The 20,407-nt window shown below is 66.4% G+C and carries 20 protein-coding genes, 1 tRNA gene and 1 other RNA gene; 9 read left to right on the top strand and 13 right to left on the bottom strand.

Translation table 11 applies throughout. The features are described 5' to 3' along the window. Window positions 1-124: 124 nt before the first annotated feature. From AC50X9_RS19535 to AC50X9_RS19520, 4 genes are read right to left on the bottom strand one after another with little or no spacing between them, the layout of a single operon-like run. Complete coding sequence (locus tag AC50X9_RS19535; protein ID WP_494896395.1) at window positions 125-499, bottom strand: serine protease inhibitor; 375 nt, start codon at window positions 497-499, stop codon at window positions 125-127. Next, entirely contained in the window at window positions 496-1,476 is a 981-nt protein-coding gene (locus tag AC50X9_RS19530; RefSeq protein WP_494896391.1) for a 3-methyladenine DNA glycosylase, read from the bottom strand. Before AC50X9_RS19530 ends, AC50X9_RS19535 begins: the two co-directional genes overlap by 4 nt. Then, a complete protein-coding gene (locus AC50X9_RS19525; RefSeq protein ID WP_494896386.1) occupies window positions 1,445-1,996 on the bottom strand; it encodes a subtilase-type protease inhibitor in 552 nt (183 codons plus the stop codon). Before AC50X9_RS19525 ends, AC50X9_RS19530 begins: the two co-directional genes overlap by 32 nt. Window positions 1,997-2,023: 27 nt before the next feature. Next, the gene (locus tag AC50X9_RS19520) at window positions 2,024-2,497 is read right to left on the bottom strand and encodes a MarR family winged helix-turn-helix transcriptional regulator (protein WP_494896384.1); all 474 of its coding nucleotides are present in this window, start codon (window positions 2,495-2,497) and stop codon (window positions 2,024-2,026) included. A gap of 80 nt (window positions 2,498-2,577) precedes the next feature. Between AC50X9_RS19520 and AC50X9_RS19515 the strand changes: the two genes are divergently transcribed. Then, window positions 2,578-2,811, top strand: a complete 234-nt coding sequence (locus AC50X9_RS19515; RefSeq protein WP_494896382.1) for a hypothetical protein — start codon at window positions 2,578-2,580, stop codon at window positions 2,809-2,811. Window positions 2,812-2,955: 144 nt separating this feature from the next. Beyond that, window positions 2,956-3,168 carry a hypothetical protein gene (locus tag AC50X9_RS19510; protein WP_494896380.1) on the top strand — a complete coding sequence of 71 codons (213 nt, stop codon included), beginning with the start codon at window positions 2,956-2,958 and terminating at the stop codon, window positions 3,166-3,168. An 87-nt stretch (window positions 3,169-3,255) separates the two neighbouring features. Here AC50X9_RS19510 and AC50X9_RS19505 read toward each other — a convergent pair whose 3' ends face one another. From AC50X9_RS19505 to ffs, 5 genes are all read right to left on the bottom strand, one after another. Continuing rightward, the gene (locus AC50X9_RS19505) at window positions 3,256-4,614 is read right to left on the bottom strand and encodes an aspartate kinase (RefSeq protein ID WP_494896378.1); all 1,359 of its coding nucleotides are present in this window, start codon (window positions 4,612-4,614) and stop codon (window positions 3,256-3,258) included. A gap of 320 nt (window positions 4,615-4,934) precedes the next feature. Further along, entirely contained in the window at window positions 4,935-5,516 is a 582-nt protein-coding gene (locus AC50X9_RS19500) for a GNAT family N-acetyltransferase (RefSeq protein ID WP_494896376.1), read from the bottom strand. Window positions 5,517-5,533: 17 nt separating this feature from the next. Continuing rightward, window positions 5,534-6,133, bottom strand: coding sequence for a recombination mediator RecR (recR, locus tag AC50X9_RS19495; protein ID WP_494896374.1), 600 nt, complete (start codon window positions 6,131-6,133; stop codon window positions 5,534-5,536). 53 nt (window positions 6,134-6,186) lie between these two features. Then, window positions 6,187-9,264 carry a DNA polymerase III subunit gamma and tau gene (locus AC50X9_RS19490; RefSeq protein ID WP_494896372.1) on the bottom strand — a complete coding sequence of 1,026 codons (3,078 nt, stop codon included), beginning with the start codon at window positions 9,262-9,264 and terminating at the stop codon, window positions 6,187-6,189. Window positions 9,265-9,291: 27 nt separating this feature from the next. Then, window positions 9,292-9,388: signal recognition particle sRNA small type (gene ffs / locus AC50X9_RS19485), an RNA gene on the bottom strand. Window positions 9,389-9,623: 235 nt separating this feature from the next. Between ffs and AC50X9_RS19480 the strand changes: the two genes are divergently transcribed. Further along, window positions 9,624-9,708, top strand: a tRNA-Ser gene (locus tag AC50X9_RS19480). 97 nt (window positions 9,709-9,805) lie between these two features. Here the strand turns inward: AC50X9_RS19480 and AC50X9_RS19475 are convergent. Next, window positions 9,806-10,717: an oxygenase MpaB family protein gene (locus AC50X9_RS19475; protein WP_494896370.1), complete on the bottom strand. Its 912-nt coding sequence runs from the start codon at window positions 10,715-10,717 to the stop codon at window positions 9,806-9,808. Window positions 10,718-10,969: 252 nt separating this feature from the next. Here AC50X9_RS19475 and AC50X9_RS19470 point away from each other — a divergent pair, with 252 nt between their 5' ends. From AC50X9_RS19470 to AC50X9_RS19455, 4 genes are all read left to right on the top strand, one after another. Continuing rightward, entirely contained in the window at window positions 10,970-12,439 is a 1,470-nt protein-coding gene (locus tag AC50X9_RS19470) for a M23 family metallopeptidase (protein WP_494896369.1), read from the top strand. A gap of 111 nt (window positions 12,440-12,550) precedes the next feature. Further along, on the top strand, window positions 12,551-13,036 hold the full coding sequence (locus AC50X9_RS19465; RefSeq protein WP_494896367.1) for a glutathione peroxidase: 486 nt from the start codon (window positions 12,551-12,553) through the stop codon (window positions 13,034-13,036). A gap of 224 nt (window positions 13,037-13,260) precedes the next feature. After that, window positions 13,261-14,472 carry a formaldehyde dehydrogenase, glutathione-independent gene (gene fdhA, locus AC50X9_RS19460; RefSeq protein WP_494896365.1) on the top strand — a complete coding sequence of 404 codons (1,212 nt, stop codon included), beginning with the start codon at window positions 13,261-13,263 and terminating at the stop codon, window positions 14,470-14,472. A 195-nt stretch (window positions 14,473-14,667) separates the two neighbouring features. Further along, window positions 14,668-15,609 carry a phosphodiesterase gene (locus AC50X9_RS19455; protein WP_494896363.1) on the top strand — a complete coding sequence of 314 codons (942 nt, stop codon included), beginning with the start codon at window positions 14,668-14,670 and terminating at the stop codon, window positions 15,607-15,609. Between the two features lie 19 nt (window positions 15,610-15,628). Here the strand turns inward: AC50X9_RS19455 and AC50X9_RS19450 are convergent, their stop codons facing one another. Both AC50X9_RS19450 and AC50X9_RS19445 read right to left on the bottom strand, forming a co-directional pair. After that, window positions 15,629-17,263: a stealth family protein gene (locus AC50X9_RS19450; RefSeq protein ID WP_494896361.1), complete on the bottom strand. Its 1,635-nt coding sequence runs from the start codon at window positions 17,261-17,263 to the stop codon at window positions 15,629-15,631. A 96-nt stretch (window positions 17,264-17,359) separates the two neighbouring features. Then, complete coding sequence (locus AC50X9_RS19445; protein WP_494896359.1) at window positions 17,360-18,274, bottom strand: hypothetical protein; 915 nt, start codon at window positions 18,272-18,274, stop codon at window positions 17,360-17,362. A 179-nt stretch (window positions 18,275-18,453) separates the two neighbouring features. Between AC50X9_RS19445 and AC50X9_RS19440 the strand changes: the two genes are divergently transcribed. Both AC50X9_RS19440 and AC50X9_RS19435 read left to right on the top strand, forming a co-directional pair. Then, on the top strand, window positions 18,454-18,753 hold the full coding sequence (locus AC50X9_RS19440; protein ID WP_494896404.1) for a type II toxin-antitoxin system VapB family antitoxin: 300 nt from the start codon (window positions 18,454-18,456) through the stop codon (window positions 18,751-18,753). Further along, window positions 18,746-19,426: a LytR C-terminal domain-containing protein gene (locus AC50X9_RS19435; protein ID WP_494896357.1), complete on the top strand. Its 681-nt coding sequence runs from the start codon at window positions 18,746-18,748 to the stop codon at window positions 19,424-19,426. Before AC50X9_RS19440 ends, AC50X9_RS19435 begins: the two co-directional genes overlap by 8 nt. Before the next feature lie 61 nt (window positions 19,427-19,487). On the opposite strand, the gene AC50X9_RS19430 is transcribed toward AC50X9_RS19435, so the two are convergent. Further along, a complete protein-coding gene (locus AC50X9_RS19430; protein ID WP_494896355.1) occupies window positions 19,488-20,126 on the bottom strand; it encodes a TetR/AcrR family transcriptional regulator in 639 nt (212 codons plus the stop codon). Between the last annotated feature and the right edge of the window lie 281 nt (window positions 20,127-20,407).

Below are 20,407 nucleotides of genomic sequence, written 5' to 3'. Positions count from 1 at the left end.
AAGCTGCAACCCTGACAGCAAAGGCAATGGCCGGCGGTTTCCACCGCCGGCCATTGCCTTTTGAGTTGTCACGTAAAGTTCGCACGCTAAATTGTCGCGCGGCCGGGCTCCGGCCGGTGGCAGCTCAGGTTGCCCCGGTGGATCCCGCGACCCCGCCCAGCAGCGGCGCCATGGCACGCCAGCGGGCGATCTCGCAGCCATCGGTGCGGCTGAACGTGCTGTGGACTTCCCGGCCCCGGAACCAGCCGGTTACCTCGGCGACCTGGGGGCCGCCGTACTGCTGGGTGCACATCTTCGGCGGGCCGGGCTTGGGGAAGAAGATGTCCTCTCCGTGCTCCGACACTGCCGCGAGGGCTGCTGCGGCATCCGGCAGGGTGCACCCTTCGGCCAATTCCCCGCCGGTGGCCTCCAGTTGGAACACGTATTCCGGGGCGCCCGGGGCGTCGGTCAGGCGGATGGTGAGCTCGATCTCGTGGCGGCTGTGACTGTTGTGCGTCATTGCTGTCCTTCCGTGCGTTCTGTGGCGGTGCCGGAAGCCGCCGACTCGAGCAGGGGCGTGAGCTCCCGCAGCAGCCTTTGCCGCAGTTCCTGCGACTCGGCGGCAAAGGAGCGCTGGAATTCAACGTACGCGGCCTTGCCCTCGGGCGTTTCGATCAGGATGGCGGGATAGCCCCACTTGGTCAGATCATAGGGGGACGCCTGCATGTCCATGGCCCTGATCCGCCAGGAGAGCTCGAAGCAGTCCATCACCAATTCGCTGGGCAGCAGCGGGGCCAGCTTGTAGGCCCACTTGTACAGGTCCATATTGGCGTGCAGGCAGCCGGGCTGTTCGGTCGTCCGCTGGTTCTCCCGGCTTGGCTGCAGGCTGTTCAGCGGCACCGCGTCAGGAGTGTAGAAGCGGAAAGCATCGAAGTGCGAGCAGCGGATCCGGTTCTCCTCGACCACCTCGTCGGTCCGTCCGGAACCGAGCCGGAGCTGCAGATACTCGTGCCGGAGTTCGAATTTGTCCTGCCGGTAGACCATTGCCCACTCATGCAGCCCGAAGCAGCCGAACTGGGCAGGCCGCGCCGCTGTTCCAGCCAGGATGATGCCGGCGAACTGCACGGCGTCCCGCCGGTCCCGGAGGAACGCTTCGACGTCGACCGTAACGGCGGGTGTGCCCGCCGGAAGCCCCGCAGTGGCGAGGTCGCCGCCGTCGGGCGTGCGGTAGTACTTCCAGCCGGCGCGCTCCGCCACCGCGGGACCGGAGAGCACGACGCCGGCACCCGGGTGCCAGCGCGCCAGCTGGCCCGGCTTCTGGGTGTAGTAGGTGAAGAGGAAGTCCTCGACGGGGTGCTTCTTGCCGGCCGACCGCCGGGCAAGGTAGGGCTCGGCGTAGCGCCGGACGCGCGCGTGATGGGCGGCCTGGCGCGGCAGCCAGGATTCCTGCGGGAGGTGCTGCAGCTTAGACAGCCCCGCCGGTCGAGCCAAGGACATCCTTGGCGGCGTTCCAGGCGGAGATCTCGCAGCCGTCACGCAGGCTGAAGGTCGCCTCGACCGCCTGGCCGTCCACGACACCGGTCACCGTGGCCTCTTGCGGTCCGCCGTACTGCTGCGTGCAGGCCCGGTCTGTTGGCCGGGGCTCCGGGCTCAGGAGGGCCGCGTCGTTTTTCACGGCCGTGCAGGCTGCGGCGGCGTCGGGATGCTGGCTCTCGGCGGCCGGGACGCCGTCCACGCAGACCAGGGTGAAGTTCGACGGCGTGCCGGACTCGGACGGTTTGACCATAATTGCCAGTTCGGCATTGCCCTGGCCGGGGCCGGACGTTACCGGGGCAGCAGACGGCGAAGGGGCGGGAGTGTTTGTTTCGGCGTCCGGCGGGAGGGTGGCCGACGGGCTGGCCGCGCTTGTCGGGGCGGAAGCCGTGGGCGACGGCGATGGCGCGGCTCCCGGCGAGCAGGCCGCCAGTCCGGCAATAGCCATCAGAACGATCGCTGCATGACTAAGTTGCTTGCGCACGAGCTGTCCTCCTGTGTTTTGCCCAGTCTACCGCCGCGGCGCATTCCCGGCTGCGGTCTTTGTGGCTGCAATCAGGGCCATCATGGCGGCGTGCAGATCGCCCACCTGTTCGCGGGTCAGGCCAAGCAAGTCCATCATGGTTCCGGGTACAGCGGTGGCCTGCTGCCGCAGCGCGGCGCCGAGCGGGGTCAGGCCCACGGCCAGAGTCCGTTCGTCGCCCGGCACCCGCTCGCGCGTGATGAGCCCGGCCGTCTCCAAGCGCCGCAGCAGGGGCGAGATCGTTGCCGGCTCCTGGGCAAGGGCCTCGCTGATGTCCCGGACGGAGCGGGGGCTGGATTCCCAGAGACACAGCATCACCAGATACTGGGGGTGCGTCAGCCCAAGATTCTCCAGCACAGGTTTGTACGCGCCCACGACACTGCGGGAGGCCACCGTCAAAGCAAAGCAAAGCTGGTGTTCGAGCAGGAGATCGTCCTGGGTTCCTTCGGCCACTTCTGACACTGGGCCCTCCCGTAGATAGTTAGTGCACTAATCATTAGTGTACACTGGTTAAATCGTCGGGTTCAAAGGAGTGGATAGTAATGGCCAAGGACAAAGCGGAAAACGCCTCGCAGAGGTTCATGCGTGCAATGGGCAAGATCCGGATGATTCTCGGACCGGCCAACCGTAGCGCCCTTGGACACGAAATGACGGAACAGAACCGCCAACTCCTGGTCCAGAGGGAAGCCGAAACCCAGCAATGGGAGACCCTCCACCGTCCCGACGGCAGCACCTATGTTGTGCCGCGCAACCCCGAGGACAAATCGCTGCGCTGAAACCATGCTCAGCGGGATGCGCCCATGCCAATTTCCGGCGCCGGGCGTAAGATGAGGACACTGGCACCAGCACTCAGCCACGGCCGATCCCGGAGCCCGGACGCTGGAGAGGGGGTGGGAATTGTGGCACTTGCACTACGAAAGATGGCACTCAGGCAGCACCTGCACCCGTCGAACTGGGCGCGCTTCCTCTTCGGCCCTGCCCAGCGGGGCGATTACACCGCGCCGGTCGTGCACCGTCGTGACGACTTCGAGCAGGCCTCCGAGGTGGAACTCGCCGGTTTTGAAGTAGAGACCGACGCGCAGGGACATCACTATGCAGTCCGGAAGGAAGACCTTCCGAAAGAGGAAGTCTGAGCAGGTCCCCGCAAAGGCACAACGAGGGAGCGGCACAGGCCGCTCCCTTCGTCTGTTAAAGCGTGGTGCAGTTCGCGCCGGGGTGGCTCAGCGGCCGGTGCCGCCGTAGACCGTGGCCTCGTCCTCGCTGTCCAGGTCGAAGGCCTTGTGGATGGCGCGCACGGCGTCGTCGAGCAGGTCCGCGTGCGTTACGACGGAAATCCGGATCTCGGAGGTGGAGATCATGTTGATGTTGATCCCGGCCTCGGAAAGGGCGGCGAAGAACCGTGCAGAGACGCCGGGGTGGGAGCGCATCCCGGCGCCGATCAGCGAGAGCTTGCCGATTTGCTCGTTGTACTCGATGGTTTCGAACCCGATCCGGTCCTGCGCGGCGTGCAGGGCCGCGAGGGCGTCGGCGCCCTCGACGATCGGCAGCGTGAAGGAAATGTCGGTTTTGCCGGTGCCGTGGGTGGACACGTTCTGGACGATCATGTCGATGTTCGAGTGCGCGTCCGCGATGACCTGGAAGATCGCCGCCGCCTTGCCGGGAATATCCGGAACCCCGACCACCGTGACCTTGGCCTCGGAACGGTCGTGGGCAACACCGGAGATGATTGGCTGCTCCAAGGCAACTCCCTCGTGGGTTGTGATCTTGTCGTCGGCACTGGGGAGGACCCAAGTGCCTTCGTTCTGGCTGAATGAGGAACGGACGTGCAGCGGAACGCCGAACCGGCGCGCGTACTCCACGCAGCGCAGGTGCAGGATCTTGGCGCCGGACGCCGCCAGTTCGAGCATTTCCTCGCTGGAGATCCGGTCGATCTTCCGGGCGGACGCGACAACGCGCGGATCGGCGGTATAGATCCCGTCGACGTCGGTGAAGATTTCGCACACATCGGCGTCGAGGGCTGCGGCCAGGGCCACCGCCGTCGTGTCCGAGCCGCCGCGGCCCAGAGTGGTGATCTCGTTCGTGGTGCGGCTCATGCCCTGGAAGCCCGCGACGATCGCGATGTGTCCCTTGTCCAGGGCCGTGCGGATGCGGTGCGGGTCGACGTCGATGATCCGGGCCTTGCCGTGGATGCCGTCGGTGATCATGCCGGCCTGGGATCCGGTGAAAGACTGGGCCGAGGCGCCGAACTTGTTGATGGCCATGGCGAGCAGGGCCATCGAGATGCGCTCCCCGGCGGAAAGGAGCATGTCCATTTCACGGGCCGGGGCGGAATCGGTGACCTGGGACGCGAGGTCGAGCAGTTCATCGGTGGTGTCGCCCATGGCCGAGACGACCACGACGACTTCGTCGCCGGCGTTCTGGGCATCCACGATCCGCCGGGCCACACGCTTAATGCCCTCGGCATCAGCCACGGAGGAGCCGCCGAATTTCTTCACCACAAGGTGCCGGGTGGGAGCAGCAGAGACGGGCAGCACCTGGGGCTGCGGTCCTGGGAGGACTTCGGTAGTGGGCAAACTCATGCGCGCACCCTCACTGGATCATCGGGGTTCTGGGCCAAGCAACCAAACGGCGCGACGGCGTAACTTCTTCAGGCCAGTTTATCGCCGGCTGACCCCCAGCGCTGAATTGTGACCGAATGCCAGACACCCGGGCTCCCGCTCCACCGGACATGCCCTCCGTCGCGGACCGGGAATGGACATCTGCTCCTGTCCGTCTGCACATGTCCTCCGCCGGGGCTCAGGGATGGGCATATTGGCACTATGTCCACCCCTGGGCTCCGGAGCTGGGCATGTCCACCCCGGGTTGAATCAGGACGCCGGAGCGCCCGATCTGGTGCCGGTCAGGGGTCCGTCGGACACGAGTTCCGGTCCAGTCGGTAGCGCCAGGACGGAAGGTTCTTGCCGGCTGTGTCCTGCGCGGACGTGAAATGGCGGTCCTGCCGGAATCCCAGGCCCGCCAAGAGCCGTCTGGAGGGGATATTGGGTTCATACACGCCGGCGAACACCGTTTGTGTTCCGCAGTGTTCGAAAAGCCAGCTGACCAGGGCGCCCGCGGCCTCGCGGCCCAGGCCACGACCGTGGTGGCCGGGATGGAGAATATACCCGAGGCTCCCGCAGTCGGCGGGTATCCTGCCCGGCGCCGGCGGCTCTGCCGAGTTCCACGTCCGCCCGTCACCGATGACCTCGCCCGTCTCACGGAGCTCAATGGCCCAGCCGAAGTTGAACCAATCCACGCTGGACGATTCAGCGGCATCGACCAGCTGAAGGAGTCTGGCGAGGTTCTCCTCGGGACTCAGGGGTCCGTGGGACAGATATTGCGTGGCCATGGGATCGCCGCGGAACCGAAGGACCGCCTGCGCATCTTCAATCGCCAGCGGACGCAGTAACAGGCGTTCGGTGCGGATCGGGGCCGATGGGGACATCGCGGGCCGGTATCCGATCAGCTGAGGGCGTTGCGCCGGCCCTCGAAGGCGCGGCCGAGGGTGACCTCGTCGGCGTATTCGAGGTCGCCGCCCACTGGCAGTCCTGATGCCAGCCGGGTGACGGCGATGCCAATCGACTTGAGCATGCGCGCGAGGTAAGTAGCAGTGGCCTCGCCCTCCAGGTTGGGGTCCGTGGCGATGATGATTTCCTGGACGGCGCCGTCGTTGAGCCGGGTAAGGAGTTCGCGGATCCTGAGCTGCTCGGGGCCGACGCCGGCAATGGGATTAATCGCCCCGCCAAGCACGTGATAGCGGCCCCGGAACGAGCGGGTGCGTTCGACGGCGAGCACGTCCTTGGATTCCTCGACGACGCAGATGATCGAGGGGTCCCGGCGGGGGTCGCGGCAGATGTTGCAGAGTTCCTGCTCGGTGACGTTGCCGCACACCGTGCAGAATTTGACCCGCTCCTTGACCGTGGTGATCGCATCCACAAGACGCTTCATGTCCTGCGGGTCGGCCTCGAGGATATGGAAGGCCAGCCGCTGGGCGGACTTGGGCCCTACTCCGGGAAGGCGTCCGAGCTCGTCAATTAGCTCTTGAACTGCACCTTCGTACACAATTTCCTCGTTCGGTTGGGGCGGTGACGGGGTAGCGCCGCCGGGTGGGACGGCTAGGAGCGGGGCGCCAGCGGGCTTCCGTCAAGCGAGCGCTCCTCGACCAGCTTTCCGCCGAGGATACGCTCGACGGCGGCCCGGCCGAACACGCCGGACTCCTCGATGGTTTCGTCGTCAGCGCTGGGGATGTCCTGCACATAGGTGGTGGTGGCGGCCGCAGCCCGGGCCGGAGCCTTGGCACGACCGGCTTCAGCTTCCGGGCTGTTGGACAGCCGCTGGTACAGACTCTGCCGGCCCGTCGCGTTGGGCCCGGCCGGGGACACGGGCTCTGCCGCCGGGGTTGTTGCCGGCGCGGCCGGCGGTGCAGCTGCGAGCGGTGCAGCGGTTGCTGAGACTGGAAGCGGTGCGGCGCCGACCGACACCAAATCCGCGGAGTCTCCCCAGCTGTTTGAGGAGGACGCGACAGGCTCGTAGGAGGCGGAAGCTGATACGGCCGCGACGTACTGCGGGATCTGGGCCGCCGCAGGTTCGTAGTGCGGCGGATCGGGCTCAGGCGTGGGCTCCGGAGTCTCGGACTCATCCCCCGAGTAGCCTCCGATGTTCGAGTCCGTGCCGACCGCCCAGATTCCGGGGGACTGCTCGACTGCACGGGCCCAGGGGTCGTTGGCGGTGTCGGGCGCCTCGGGGGCGGGGGCCTTGTTCGGCGCCGTTGTGGATGCTGCGCCGGAACGCGCAGGAGCGACGGCCTTCTTGCGGGCGGGCGCGGCGGCGGTCGGCTCGGGTGCCCTCGCCGGGGTGGGGGCGGAGGGGTCCCAGTCCATGGGCGGTTCCTCGTCCAGCGGAGGCGCGTCCTCGTCGCGGGGCGGTCCCCAGTCGCCGTCGGAGTAGGCGTAGGATCCGGCGGGCTCCGCGAAAGTGCTTTCCTGGTCGCTGGCGGCCGCGCCTACCGGCGCCTGGGCGGATGCTTCCTCGGTGGCGAGGGCGGAAGCTGCCGGCGCCGGGGGAGCAGGTGCCGCCGGTGCCTGGGCAGGAGTGGCTGGCGTGACGGGAACAATTGCGGGGGCCGCCGCGGGCTGCGCTGGTCCGGGTTGAACTGCTTCGGTTCGGGCCGGGGCGGCGGCCGGGCTCAGGCCCCAGTCAGCATCGGTCGACGTCGCTGGGACATCCCGGCTAACGGGTGCTTTTGGGTTTGGTTCAGAGCTCGCTGCGCTGTTGCTCCCGCTGGCCACCGCGTTGATCTGGCATTCGATGCCGATGGTCTTGTGGATCGCCTGCCGCAGGTTCTCGGAGTGATCCGCCCGGCCGAAAGCGCCAGCCAGCCCGGACGTGGTGAAGGCGAGTGTCAGGACATGGTCTTCGAAGTGGCCCACCTGGGCATTCGGTTCGACGAGGGCCCACGTGCTTCGCTTGATTTTGCTCAGCGTCTGCAGGATCTCCGGCCAGGCCCTGCGGAGGACCTCGACGTCGGGCCCGGAACCAGCGATCGGCGCCGGGGCGGGTGCGGCAGATCGGACGGGCAGGCCAGAAGCAGGGGCGGGAGCCGGCGGGATCTGGGCCGGAGCGGACGGACCCTGTCCGGTTGGAGCCTGGCTGGATGGGGCCCGGCTGGATGGGGCCGGGGCGGAAGGCGCTGGGCTGGATGGAGCTGGGGCGGCAGGCGCAGGGGTAGCCGGGGCCGGCCGTGGAGGCACTGATGCCCTGGGCTGCGGGGCCATTCCCGCAGGTGCACGGTTGACTGCGGCAGACTGATCGACCGGCCAGTCACCGGTGCTGACGCGAGGCGGCGTGAGGGTGTCCCGGCCCGCCACGGTGCCGCGCGCAGGTTCCACGGCAGGCGCGTGGGTCGCCGGCGCGGGGCCGGCCGCGGCGGAAACCGCAGGGGCAGCAACAGCCGGTGCGGTCATGGCGGGAACCGCTGGGGTCGGAACAGCGGGTGCCGCGGCAGGAGCGCCGACGTCGTTCCCGGCGTAATTCAGCCGGCGTTCCACCCTGTCAATCCGGGCCGCAATGCCACGCTCGGTCTGCTCGGCGGAGGGCAACAGGATGCGGGCGCACAGCAGTTCGAGGTGCAGGCGCGGAGAGGTGGCGCCGGTCATCTCGGTCAGCGCGGTGTTGGTGACATCGGCCGCCCTGGACAGCTCGGCCGCGCCCAGGTTATGGGCCTGGTTCTGTAAACGCGCGATCTGGTCCGCGGGCATGCCGCGCAGGATTGACTGGGCACTTTCCGGCAGGGCCTGGACGATGATGAGGTCGCGGAAGCGTTCGAGCAGGTCCTCGACGAAGCGGCGGGGGTCATGCCCGGTCTGGATCACACGGTCCACAGCGCGGAACACGGTGGCGGCGTCGGACGCTGCCACCGCCTCCACCACGTCGTCGAGCAGCGAAGCATGGGTGTAGCCCAGCAGCGCGACGGCGAGTTCGTAGTTCAGGCCCGTCGGTCCGGCGCCCGCCATGAGCTGGTCCAGAACGGACAGCGAGTCACGGACAGAGCCGCCGCCGGCGCGGATGACGAGCGAGAGCACACCGGGCGCGACCGGGACGTTTTCCTGCGTGCAGAGCAGCTCAAGGTACGCCATCAGCGGTTCCGGCGGCACGAGCCGGAACGGGTAGTGGTGCGTGCGGGAGCGGATGGTGCCAATAACCTTGTCCGGCTCCGTCGTCGCGAAGATGAACTTGATGTGTTCCGGCGGTTCTTCGACGATTTTAAGCAACGCGTTGAAGCCGGCGGAGGTAACCATGTGGGCTTCGTCGATGATGAAGATCTTGTAGCGGTCGCGGACAGGGGCGTAGGTGGCCCGCTCCCGCAGATCGCGGGCGTCGTCCACGCCGCCGTGGCTGGCGGCGTCAATCTCGATCACGTCCAGTGATCCGGAGCCGCCGCGGGCGAGTTCGACACAGCTGGGGCACGTGCCACAGGGGGTATCGGTGGGGCCCTCAGCGCAGTTCAGGCAGCGGGCCAGGATGCGGGCAGACGTGGTTTTTCCGCAGCCGCGGGGGCCCGAGAACAGGTAGGCGTGGTTGACGCGGTTCTTGCGCAGCGCCGTCATAAGGGGCTCGGTGACGTGTTCCTGCCCGATAACGTCCGCGAACGAATCTGGGCGGTATCTACGGTAAAGAGCGGTAGTAACAGTCACAGCTAAACCCTACCAATCGGCACAGACATAAAAGACCCCTCATGCACCCGCCAGAGCCCATTTACCCTTGCTACCTTCCGGTCCTGGGGGAGTTCAACAGGATGACGCCACATGAGGGGCCGTCAGCAAGTTTACCCGACGATTGCGTGTGCCCCGAATCGGGCCCCGGGGCCCTGGACATCCCGGAGGGACATGCCCATTCCTGGCGCCCAGGAGTACGCAGAGCGGGACTATGCCCAGTGCCCGCGGTCAGGGCGGGGCATGTCCCGTCGCGAGGGATCAGCGGGGTCCCGGGGGTCAATTGGGCGATGCCGGGAAGTTCAGGTAGTCTAGTATCTGCTTTTGATTCAGAAGCTACTGGAGAATTCGCCTAGCGGCCTATGGCGCACGCCTGGAACGCGTGTTGGGTTAACGCCCTCGGGGGTTCAAATCCCCCATTCTCCGCGCTTGGCCCCGGTCCCATGGACCGGGGCCTTTTTGCGCCCTTGGACCCCTGGCACTCAGGATCCCCTGCGGTGGTACGTGGGGTTACGTTCAACTCTCAGGCCCGGTGGCCCAGCCTGCGGAGCCGGTCCCGGGCGGCCTTTTCGCTGGGCCCCATCCGGCCCAGGGCAAGGTGGACGACGCCGAGGGTCACCTTGGTGGCCAGCCGCACCGGGAGCGGGATGGGGCCAAGGCGTGCCGTCCGGAGGCCCAGCAGCTCACGGTATTTGGGTTCCAGGGTCGCCACGGCCGCCGCGAACAGCACCCGGTACCCGGGCCTGAGCCCGGGGTGGAGCGGCGGATTTCGGATGAACGCCACCGTCTCGGCGACCCTTTGGTCGGAGCGGAGCTCCCCGGCGTCGTACCACTGGTCCAACTGCCATCGCATCGCCTCCTCGGTCAGCGGCGGGGATTCGACCCCCATCAGCTCGCCGGCCCGAGCCCACTCGCGCACATAGGCATCTGGGCCGCCGGGTATCGGCCTGCCCCAGATCTTGTGCGCCGAAAGGAACGCATCCGTGAAGGAGATGTGCACCCAGCGGAGCAGCTCCGGGTCGTTTGCCGCGTAGCTCCGGACGACGCCGTGCCCGTCCACGTACTCCCCGCGAACCGTTCCATGCAGCCGGAGCACCCAGCCGGAGGCCGCGCGGGCCGCGGCGGTTGAACCGTAGGAAACCGTGAAAATCCAGCGGATCGTTCCGGCCAGCCGGCCCAGCGGATCCTCGCGGAAGCGGGAGTGGTCGTGGACGCCGGCCAGCGCGCCGGGATGGAGCGCCTGCATCAGCAGGGCGCGGATGCCCGCCACGATCGTCGGCATGCCACCATGGACGGCCCAGACGGCGGAACCCGGCAAGTGGTAGCCAACATCGTCGCCTTCCGCCAGCTGCGGCACCCACTCCGGCACGGCGTCCCGGGTCCCCGTGAACGTGTGCTTGAGCTCGCCCTGCCACTCCCTGAGGATGTTGCGCATACGCCATTCTCGCGCACCTGTGCTGCGACCCGATACTTGGCCCCATACCTAGTACTACTCGCCGGCCACTTGAGTTTGAAAGAGGGTAGGTTTTACCGTTCCCACGGGCCTTCCGATTGTGGTGCCATAAGAACGTGAGTCCGCAATCTTGGGGACTGGCGGACCGGATGCGGGAGTCACATCGTGGGAAAACACTGGGGAAACTCATCGAGTGAAAAAGCCATTAGAGCGCGGATCGTAGCAGTGCGCTGTGTGTCCGGGGGATTTTGCCTCTCGCTGGCGGTCCTGACCTTCGGCGTCCAGGGATTGTCTGGCAGCGGCGCCCCTGTTTTGCCTTCCCCGTCATTGGCGTCCGGCGTCGTGGGCCCGGGCGTTTTGAATCCGGGTACCGCGGACGCGCTCGCCGCTGTGGGCTCTGGTGCCCCGTCGACGGCAGCTCTCACCGCGGACGCCCTTGCCCTTGTCGCCTACAGCCGGTCAACGGTTGAGACAACGTCAAAGGACGGCATCCCCGGTGAGCTTAACGTGGCGGCTGCAGGATTGAAGCGGCCCGCAGAAGGCTTCCTGATGGCTCCCCTCGAATCCCTCTACGAGTCCTCTTCCTTCGGGCTGCGGACCAGCCCTATCACGGGGTCATCAGGCGAATTCCACTGGGGCCAGGACTACGCTGCAGCCTGTGGTACCCGGGTCTATTCGGCCGACGCCGGAGTCGTGCGGGCAGTTGGTTGGCACCCGTGGGGTGGCGGAAACCGTGTGGAAATCGATCACGGCAACGGGCTGATCACCACTTACAACCACCTCGAGGCGATCGCCGTCAAGAAAGGCGACTCGGTGCGGGTGGGCGAGGTCATTGCCCGGGTGGGAACGACCGGATCCTCCACCGGCTGCCACCTGCATTTTGAGACGATCCTGAACGGCTCCCACAAAAACCCGCATGACTGGGTCCTGCTTCCCACCGTGCAGACGGATCAGCTCGGCACCTTCGAAATGACCAGCTACGCGCCCGACGCCGGCCTGCCGTCCAACACCTCCCTTGGCTGGGCTATCCCGGGGTCCAAAGACAGGCGGCACGAAGTCACCGGCGGCGTCCAGGAATCGCCCGTTGCCGTGGTGCTGAGGACTCCGGGGACGCCTTACTTCACTTCCGCCGCAGCCACGCCCACGCCGTCCATCTGGGATGCGCTGTCGCCGACGAGGACGAGGTCGGGCACTCCAACGCTTGAGACCAGCTGGCCCTCGAGCGATTCCCCGAGCGGCACCACCACCCCGGGAGAATCGCAGATTCCAAGCGGCACTCCCGACCCTAGCGACACCCCGACGGCGCCAGACACCTCGGTGCCGCCGCCACCGGAATCGCCGACGCCGACGCCCTCGCCGGAGCCCACCGCGCCGCCGTTGCCGCCGCCCCCGACCAGCGTGGAACCGGCGCCGGCCCCACCGCCTTCGCCGGAACCCACGCAGGAACCAGCGCCGCCACCCGTGGTGGAACCGGTGCTGCCACCGCCACCGCCGCCGCCCGTGGTGGAGCCCGTCCTGCCACCGCCCCCGCCGCCGCCTGTCGCGGAACCGGTGCTGCCACCGCCACCGCCGCCGCCCGTGGTGGAACCGGTGCTGCCGCCGCCGCCGGCGCCTGAGCCCACGTCGGAGCCTGCGCCGCCCGCGCCCACGGAGCCCACCGAGCCTTCGGCGACCACGGACCCGTCACTGACTCCAAGCCCGTAGCGGGCACAAACCCATACCCTCGCGCGTTGGTGTCGAATGACTGTCGTGACCAATTCCGGGACATCATGTCCGGACACGACCTTCCTGACCGACTTCGCGAGGAAACCAGCCATGACCTCTCTGCACAGCATTCCGCTTACCCTCATCGACGGCACGGACACCGACTTTGGCCGCTTCAAGGGCCAAGTGGTACTGGTGGTGAACGTCGCTTCACAGTGTGGATTCACACCGCAGTACGCCGGACTCGAGGCGCTTCACAACAAGTTCCGGGAACAGGGTTTCCAGGTGCTCGGCGTCCCCTGCAACCAGTTTGCCGGCCAGGAACCAGCCGCCGACGCCGAGATCGCCGAGTTCTGCGAACGGAACTTCGGCGTGTCCTTTCCGCTGACGACCAAGGCCGATGTCCGCGGAAAGAACCAGCACCCGCTCTACACTGAGCTGACAAATTTCAAGAAGGGCCTCCTGCCGGGACTGGTGAAGTGGAACTTCGAGAAGTTCCTGGTCAACCGCGACGGCGAGGTGGTGGCCCGTTTCGCCCCGACGGTGGAGCCCGACTCCCCGGAGGTTATTGAAGCCGTCGAGGCCGCCCTTAGCTGAGAGTCGGTTTTCAGAGCACAAGGGGACAAGGGCCCCTATCCATAAGTATGCTTATCGTCCTAGACTGGCCGAACCTTCCAAGTGAACCGGGCACCCCCGCTTGTCTGACGCGCGTGCGCGCTTCGGCTGTGGGGCCGCAGCAGCCCGGGGACGGTGTATCAACTCGCTTCGTGAATCACAACTGGACACTCATATTGGGAGTCCGTGAAACCAGGAGGAAAGTGATGACAGGGAACAAAGCCGTTGCCTACAAGGGGCCGGGCAAGGTCGAACTGATCGACATTGACTACCCCACTTTCGAACTTAAGGACGGCCCGGGGGTCAACCCCGCCAACGTAGGCCGCCAGTTGCGCCACGGTGTGATCCTCAAAACCGTTGCCACGAACATCTGCGGCTCGGACCAGCACATGGTCCGTGGCCGCACCACAGCCCCCGCAGACCTGGTCCTGGGCCACGAAATTACCGGCGAAGTCGTGGAAGTTGGACCGGACGTCGAATTCATCAAGGTCGGGGATATCTGCTCGGTCCCCTTCAACATCGCCTGCGGCCGCTGCCGGAACTGCAAGGAGCGCAAAACCGGTATCTGCCTGAACGTCAACCCCGCCCGCCCGGGCGCCGCCTACGGGTACGTGGACATGGGCGGCTGGGTCGGCGGCCAGGCCAACTACGTCCTCGTCCCCTATGCGGACTGGAACCTGCTGAAGTTCCCGGACAAGGACCAGGCCCTCGAGAAGATGATGGACCTGACGATGCTGTCGGACATCTTCCCGACCGGCTTCCACGGCGCCGTCTCCGCCGGTGTGGGCGTGGGCTCCACGGTCTACATCGCGGGGGCCGGTCCCGTTGGACTCGCCGCGGCCACCAGCGCGCAGCTGCTGGGTGCCGCCGTCGTAATCGTCGGCGACATGAACGAGGGGCGACTGGCGCAGGCGCGCAGCTTCGGCTGCGAAACCATTGACCTGTCCCAGGGCGGGCCTGCGGAGCAAATCGAACAGCTCCTCGGCGTTCCGGAAGTCGACTGCGGCGTTGACGCTGTCGGTTTCGAAGCCAAGGGTCACGGCCACGACGCCAAAGAGGCTCCGGCGACGGTACTCAACTCGCTGATGGAAATAACAACAGCCGGCGGTGCCCTGGGGATTCCGGGACTTTACGTCACGGGGGATCCGGGCGGAGTGGACGAGGCTGCCAAAAAGGGTGCGCTGTCCATCAGTCTCGGCACCGGCTGGGCGAAGTCGCTGAGTTTCACGACCGGACAGTGTCCGGTGATGAAGTACAACCGCCAGCTGATGATGGCCATCCTGCATGACAAGGTCAATATCGCCAAGAACGTCAACGCAAAGGCCATCCCCCTGGAGGACGCTCCCAAGGGATACGCGGAGTTCGACGCCGGTGCGGCCACGAAGTACGTGCTGAACCCGAACGGTTACCTGAGCTAGACGCCGGTTACCTGAGTAAGCACGTTCGGGCGGACACATACCGGAATAGGTATGTGTCCGCCCGAATACTCGTTGTTGCTTCTTTTCAAACATGCCTACTGGAGTTTGCACAAAGTTGGCCGGATGTCTGGTTGGATAGACCTTACTGAGAGGGACGCTGGGGGTAACCGCCCCCACCCAACCAGGAAGGTAGCAATGGAGCTCATCGAGGCCGAGCACCCCCGGCCACGTCATTTTCTACTCCATCTGAGTGACCCCCACCTGTTGGGCGGTTCGGCACCATTGCATGGTGTTGTCGATAGCGGCGCCCTGCTGCAACAACTTTTTGACGAAGTGCTGGCTTCCGGCGCACGGCCCGAAGCGGTGATTTTCACCGGCGACCTCGCTGACCAGGGTGAACCCGAGGCCTATGCCAAGCTGCGGGCCATCGTAGACCCCGCCTGCAAGTCCATGGGTGCGAAAGTCATCTGGGCGATGGGAAACCACGACAACCGGGCACACTTCCGCACCGGACTGCTTGACCAGCCGGCCGACGACACCCCCGTGGACCACAGCTACTTCATCAACGGGCTGCGGATCATCACCCTGGACACCTCCGTCCCCGGTTACCACCACGGAGAGGTGAGCCCGGAGCAGCTGGAGTGGCTCGCGGCCGAGCTCGCAACCCCCGCCCCGGACGGAACGATCCTTGCCCTGCACCATCCGCCGGTTCCCTCGGTCCTGGATCTTGCCGTCCTCGTGGAGCTGCGGGACCAGGCGGCCCTGGCCGGGGTGCTGCGCAACTCTGACGTCCGGGCCATTCTGGGCGGACACCTGCACTATTCGACGACGGCGACCTTCGCCGGAATCCCGGTCTCCGTGGCGTCGGCGACCTGCTACACGCAGGACCTGAACGTTCCAGTGGGCGGGACCCGCGGGCGCGATGGCGGACAGGCGTTCAACCTCGTCCACGTCTACGAACACACCATCGTGCATTCCGTGGTGCTGCTCGGAGACACCCCTGCCGTCGGCGAGCTCGTCTCGGCAGAGGAAGTCCAGCGGCGGATCGCGGCGGCCGGCATCCGCATCCCGAGCAAGGCGAGGCAAGAGGACGCGGCCATGACCCCCGGCAACCGCCGGCTGTCCGCCAGCAACTAGGAGCTAGGAACCGGGATCCCTACTTCTCCCAGGGCGCCTTGATCGGGTAGTACTTCTCCAGGAAGTCCGTTACGACCTCGGCACGTTCCTCCGCCGGGACCTCCGGGAAACTGCCGTCGTTGAGGCAGAAGAAGTCCATGTTCCTTTTCGCGAGCAGCTTGGGCAGGTAATTTAGGCCTGCCCGGGCGGTCGTATCCACGTAGCGCACTTTGACCGCCGTCTGGGTGACAGCCCGGCCCGTCAGCAGCGCGTAGTAGTGGTAGAACGAGTTCGTCACAGAGATATTGTCGGCCGCGCGGAACGTGCTCGCCGCGGTCTTGGCGAACTCTGCCGGGAACTCCTGCTCCATCGTGGCCATGACGCTGCGCCGCAGCGGCGCCGCCGCGTGTTCCAGGTGCCGGGTGGTGATCCGGCCGAAGCGGTTCCAGAGCAGCTTTCGGTTCACCCGGGCGGCGTTCTCGAAGCCGCTGCGCTCGGCGTCGTTGTCCCCGAGCCCGATCCGGGTTTCCGCCTCGATGAATTTCGTAATGCCGCCGGGCGTGAAGAACATGTCCGGCCCGACAGCGCGGCCGAAGAACATGTCGTCGTTCGAGTACAGGAAGTGCTCGGACAGGCCTTCGATGTGATGGAGCTGGCATTCCACCGCTTGCGAGTTGTGGGTGGGCAGCACGGACGGGTCCGCGAAGAACTCCTCGCTGCGGACGATCGTCACGGTCGGATGCTCAGCCAGCCAGGCAGGAACGGGGGAGTCCGTGGCGATGAAGATCCGCCGGATCCAGGGGGCGAACATGTAGACCGACCGCAGCGCGTACTTGAGTTCGTCGATCTGGCGGAACCGGGCTTCATGGTCATCGCCTTCGCCGACGACGACGCCGGCCATCCTGGCACGCCGGGCCGCGATGTACTCCGGGGAACTGCCGTCCACCCAGGAGAACACAAGGTCGATGTCGAAGCTGATGTCGCTCGCGTGGTCCGCGAACATGTTTTCGATCGTGGGCCAGGTGTGGCCATAGCGCTCCACCGTGCCGCGGACTGCGTCCTGGGCCTGCAGCGTTCGGCGCGTCAGGGAGTTTTCGATCGGCAGGATCAGCTGGTCGCCTTCGAAACTCCACAATTCCAGCTGCACACCGGCCGAGGCGCCGAACTCAAAGCCGCCTTCCGGCTCCACCCGGGGCCGGTACAAACGGAAAATCCGGGCTTGCCGGTTGGGGGAGAGCTCCCCGTCGGCCACGAGAACAGAGGACTTCTTCTTGGCGTCGACGCTCATGGAGTAAAAGGGCTCATCATGGCAGGCCTCCACGAGGGCGTCGCGGAGTTCCTTGCGGTCCTTCCAGTCCACGGCGATGACCGGCCGGTGGTTGTTGCCGCGGACCAAGAGATAGTCAAGGCCGGCGCCGTCGAGCACTGACCGGAGGAACATGAGATCCTCGACCATGGCCTGGTACGGCGTCCGGTTCTCATTGACGAGCCCGTACCGGCCGCGCCGGCGCACAACGTCCTGGCGGGTCCGGAATCTCGCCACGGCAGCCGCGGAAGTAACCTCGTCATGGGCGTCTACCGATGCCTGGCTGCCGTAGTAGATCTCATCCTGGACCAATGCGTTTGTAATGTCGATTCTCCGTGATTCGTTGCGTGAATGTATGCCTACTTGCATAATAACGTCCGCCCCAAAATCGCCCCGAATTCCTGCGGCCGAAACGCCGCCTATGTGGGCTGCAGGGCCCCGCAGTAGTGACCCCTTATCCCCGGTTCAGCCGAGAAGGGCCGAACGCCAGCGGTGCAGGAAGGCCGCTCCGGCGTCGTCGTGGATGACGTCCTCGCCCAGCCCAAGATCGGCCGCGGTCAGTACCTCGTACGGTTTCACCGGAACGCCGTCGGCGGGCCGGACATCGACGTGTTTCACCGGGTGGTCGTTATGGTGCAGCCAGTCGGCCATCGCGTAGTCCGTGCGGGAATCGCCCACCGTTCGCCAGGCCTGCGGCGTGATGCCCTGGGCCGCCAACAGCTCCACGGCCCGGCTCGCGCCGAGATCCTTGCCCAGCCGGACCGACTCGATATCGGTCGAGATAATGGTCGGATCAACCCGGTAGTCGATCCGGTCATCGGAGTCCGGGGCGTGGTGGTCCAGCCGCGCAACTCCGAGGCCGTGCCGGGCCATCAGCCCCATGGCATCGGCGTCGAACAGCTCCTGCTCGGCCCGGTAGTCGGAGTTGTCGACGGCGATGTGCTGCTCCACGGAGACCATCGCCAGTTTCGTTTCGTCGAAGAACATGTGGCTGGCGTAGTCCTCGGCCACGAGCCGGCGGACGTCGTCGCCGAAAGACCGCGGGATGGCCAGTTCGTGGTCGACGTGGACTGCGCCGGGACCCGTGGACGTGTAGCTGAACCAGACAGCGCCCTTCTCGCAGATGGCGTGAATGAGGGTGCCGGCCGGCATCCCGGCGGCGATCATCGGTTCCATGACCTGTTCGCGGATGAAGGCCGCCGAACGGCCGGTATTGAAGATGACGGGGATCCCTGCCGCGGCCAGCGCCAGCAGGTCCGCGATGATCGCCGGCTGTACCGTGCGGGTGACGGGACTCGCCACGGGACCGTCAACGTCGAGCAGCAGTGCCAGCGGAGGAGCCGACGGCGAGGCGGGGGCTGAGGTCACAGGAGGTGTCATGCCCCTATTCTCCCAGCCGGCACGCAACTTTGCATGGCTTGTGGATCTCGCCCGCCGCACGGCGTTGATTGTGACAGGGCGAAGCGGACGGCGTGACAAATGGTTACCGTTTGGCTACAACCTCCCGGCTCCGGGCGTCGCGGATTCCTTTGGCCGTCCAAGTTCCCTAGTCTTGCATGGTGATATTCAAAGCCGTGGGCGAGGGACGCCCGTACCCAGAGCATGGCTACAAGACGCCCAAGGACTGGGCGACGCTGCCGCCGCGCCCGGTCCGGCTGGACGATCTGGTGACCACCAAGCGCACTCTCGACCTTGAGGCGTTGCTGGCTGAGGACTCCACGTTCTTCGGCGACCTTTTTCCGCACGTCGTGGAGTACCGCGGCGTCCTGTACCTGGAGGACGGGCTGCACCGCGCCGTCCGGACCGCGCTTCACCAGCGCACTGCGATCCATGCTCGCGTCCTCGTGATCAATGGCTAGGAAGCCGAAGGACGTTACGGTCCTGCACGGTCACCAAGTCATTTCCGGTTCCGACCTGCGGGCCACTTTCGTGGACGATGACGATCCGCGCGACAATCCAGTCAGGATGCGGCGCCGGATCCTGCACGGCGTTGTGCTGTTGCTGCTCGTCGGCCTGATTGCCGCGGCCATTGTGGTGGCACTGGCGATCATGAACGGCCAGATCAAGATCCCGACGGCGGAGCGCAGCCAGGCGGCCGCGTCCGTCTGCCCGGCGGCGATTCATGACTACACCCCGCCGGAGAAGATCAACCTCAACGTCTTCAATTCAACGTCCCGCCCGGGTCTTGCCCGGTCCGTGGCCGACGAGTTCGCGGCCCGCAAGTTCATTGTCGGGGCCGTATCCAACACGACGTCGAGCTACCGAGGGGTTGCGTTGGTCGTGTCCGGCGCAGCAGGCCAGTCCGCGGCCTTTACCGTGCAGCGCAACGTGCCCGGCTCGGACTATTTTCAGGATGGCCGGACCGACCCGAGTGTGGATGTCATCCTTACCGGGGATTTCAAGGAGCTGGCGAAAGCCGATCTGGTCGACCAGACGCCCGGCCAACTCAGCTGCCCGCGCGAGGACCGGCGGATTGTGGACGAATCAGAGTGGGTCGTAACACCGACGGCTTCGCCCACGCCCGGAAGCTGACTGCGCCTCGAGGGCAGCTCCCCCCGGCCCGGCAGCGCCCGGAATATCGCCTCGCGGGAGCTCAAGCGTCCAGGCGGAGGGGGCGGCCGTCGTCGTCGAACCGCGCCCCGGCGCCGAGCTGCACGAACCGGACGGTGCGGGCCAGCCGGGCCTCCGCCTCGGAGTCCTGGCCGGCACCGTCACCGCGGGCGGCACTCGAGGACAGCGTCCCGTGGATCAGCTGCGCGAGCTGGCTGATGTCCGCCTCCGGCAGGTAGCCCTGGGCGACACCGTCCCGCAGGATGCCCTGCAGGAGAACGCTGAGTTCGCCCACATGGTCTGCCAGTTTCGCGAATGACGCCGGGGAGAGCACAGCGCCCATAGCGGGACCGGGCGGGAGGTGCCGCCGGCTGAGGTCCTCGACCTGGGCTCGTACGTAGAGCGCCAGCCGGTCCACCGGGTTTGCGAGTGAGTCGAGGGATTCCCTCAGATCGAGCAGGAACCGCTCGGTCTCGTTCAGCGCGTAGGCGATGAGAAGCTCTTCGATGTCCGCGTAGTAGTTGTAGACAGCAGTCCTGCCCACCCGGGCGTGCCGTGCGACGTCCGTCATGGTCAAACCAGGCAGTCCATGCGTGAACAGCAGCTCGCCGAACGCAGTCAGGATGCGCTGTTGGGTCTCGGCTCGTTGGGCGGCGTTGTTTGCGGCCGAAATCCTGGGCATACCGACACTCTAGCCCGATCTGTCAGCAAACCCCGCTGGTCGCCGCCGGGTCGGCCATTCCATTAGCTGCCAGGCGCACGCGTTGCAGCGGACGAGGGTTGGCGGCGGCCCTGTGTCCAGGACCGCCGCCACTTGTGTCAGCCGGGCAGTGCCGCTGGCGCGGACTAGCTGGCGGGGGCGGATTCCAGCGCGTGCTGCCGTGCGGTCCAGGCGGCGTAGCTGCCGTCGAGTTCGACGACGTCGTAGCCGGCGCGGCGGAGCGCGCTGGCGGCCACGGAGTT

The organism is Pseudarthrobacter sp. HLT1-3 (assembly GCF_059383535.1).
The sequence above is the reverse complement of the archived record's forward strand: the minus strand, read 5'-3'. Positions and strand labels throughout refer to the sequence as shown.